This is a genomic window from Vibrio sp. 10N.222.55.C6 (genome assembly GCF_041473395.1).
GTDB lineage: Bacteria > Pseudomonadota > Gammaproteobacteria > Enterobacterales > Vibrionaceae > Vibrio > Vibrio crassostreae_C.
In genome coordinates this window covers 1-1,741 of record NZ_JBFRSD010000139.1, presented here as the reverse complement: position 1 = coordinate 1,741, position 1,741 = coordinate 1, and the positions used below count along the sequence as shown (strand labels likewise).

General features: G+C 41.0%; 2 protein-coding genes. One reads left to right on the top strand and one right to left on the bottom strand.

Annotated features, from left to right (window positions below):
• The first annotated feature begins 121 nt into the window (after nucleotides 1–121).
• Nucleotides 122–1,222 (top strand): hypothetical protein, encoded by a 1,101-nt coding sequence (locus AB4486_RS22935; RefSeq protein WP_136976010.1) that lies wholly within the window; start codon nucleotides 122–124, stop codon nucleotides 1,220–1,222.
• Nucleotides 1,223–1,227: 5 nt separating this feature from the next.
• On the opposite strand, the gene AB4486_RS22930 is transcribed toward AB4486_RS22935, so the two are convergent.
• Nucleotides 1,228–1,741, bottom strand: a 514-nt coding sequence (locus tag AB4486_RS22930; RefSeq protein WP_372118795.1) for an IS1595 family transposase, incomplete at its 5' end; no start/stop codon positions are given.

Here is a 1,741-nt window from a genome sequence, read left to right as displayed (position 1 = left end):
CCTGATTACGCACATCTTTCAGCTAAATTGAAATGTCACTTTATTGTACTTTCTTGCTACCTACTTATAATGACTTACATGAACAAAGGCTGTTCATCACTCACTCAAGGAATCAACTCACATGTCAATCAGCAAAGTTAAAAATTTGTTCTCTCGCTCCCAGTTCCCGCTCCATTACGGATGGTTAGAATTGGTAGAAAAGAGCATTGATGCTTCCAGTGATCAAGAGTGCCTAATAAGTGAGATTAATGACATATCCAAACTGATGGGCGATGAGTACACCGAGGCTTTGATGTTGCTTCTTGATTCCCAACCTGAATCACCTTATTCATTACCTTTGAAGTTAATGTCTTTAAAACTTTCAGCTAAAAAGAGGATAGTGACTAACGGCGCTGAGTTCGTAGGTGATTGTGAAATGATTAAATCCCTGCTCTCAAAGCATGTCTCCATCGGAAGCAAAACTCCCGCTGAACAACGAAATGAGCAACGCCAGATTCAAGAGCAAAAGCTGCAAGCAAGGCGTGAAGCATCAGAAAAGATGTTTAAGGAACGAAAAGCTCAATATGAGAGGGACTATATTGATTTTCCATCGATAGATGTAGTTAAGATACTAAGAAGATCCAAAGCAGCAAAAATCCTCGAATCATTGACTAACGGACAAACGATTTCTGAGAGCGATTACTTATGGTTAATCAAAAAAGGTTTTGAAAATCAATATGTAAGTGGGCTGTACTACCTGAATCGAGCTGAACTAGCAAAGCGCAAATGGGAAGATACGAAGAAACCTTGGAATCTCGTGAATGCTATTGCTGATTACCGAAAGGCTGGGAAGTCTCAAATTGCGGTCGATCTGGTTAATAAAAATTTCCCATTCAAATTCGCAAATGGCAACAAGAGCCTGAAATCAGCACTCTTAACCACAAGTGGCGGGGTAAAGCGTGATCTAAACATGCTTGATAAGGCGATCCAATTTGGTACTCAAGCTCATGAACTTACTAAACAAGACTACCGCCCATGCACTCTAATTGGCGCATGTAAGATGATCTTAGGAGATGTGACTCAAGGGCATGAGTGGTATCAAAAAGCAATTAAACGTGGGTTTAATGAAGATAGCTTTGAGCAAGAGATCCGATCAATCTACAATCGCGCCAGTCGCAAAGATAAAGCAAAAATCAAACAGACCTTAATCGCTGATGGATGGGTATATCAGTGGCTCAAATAAGTCACTTAATGGGACTCTGCTAATTTTAATAACCGATATGGCATAGGAGGCGTTGTCATTGACGAGCCAAGTAGCTCATCTAGCACTTCTTCGAGTCTAAATCGGTAGTTAAATCGAAAACAAAACTCACCGAGATATCGAGGTAGATGCTTTTTGCTGATAGCGTGGTAAGTACCTCTCAATGAGTTCTTGATGTTACCTATCATCGTATCAACCCAATGAAAGTATTTATCTTGAATTTCATCAAGATCAGGTGCGCCATCTTTAACAACCCGATCATGGTGTACGTTCGCATTGGACAGAGCTTCAAAGCACGAAAGTCCATCTGATATAGCGAGAGTGGACGGCACTAAGTGCTTCTTAGCCCATTTCTCAACTTCATCTTTACGAAAGCCTTTAACGACCGTCATTCGCATGTAAACAGGGTTGTAATCCTCGTTCAAAGCTACAGCGGCAATGAAAGGAACTTTGTTTACAGATCCTCTGCCACGTTTGCCCTTTGTTTTACCGCCCCAATAT

Excerpts from the sequence above, each read along its gene's own strand:
- AB4486_RS22935 (WP_136976010.1), top strand. The coding sequence starts at position 122 with ATGTCAATCAGCAAAGTTAAAAATTTGTTCTCTCGCTCCCAGTTCCCG.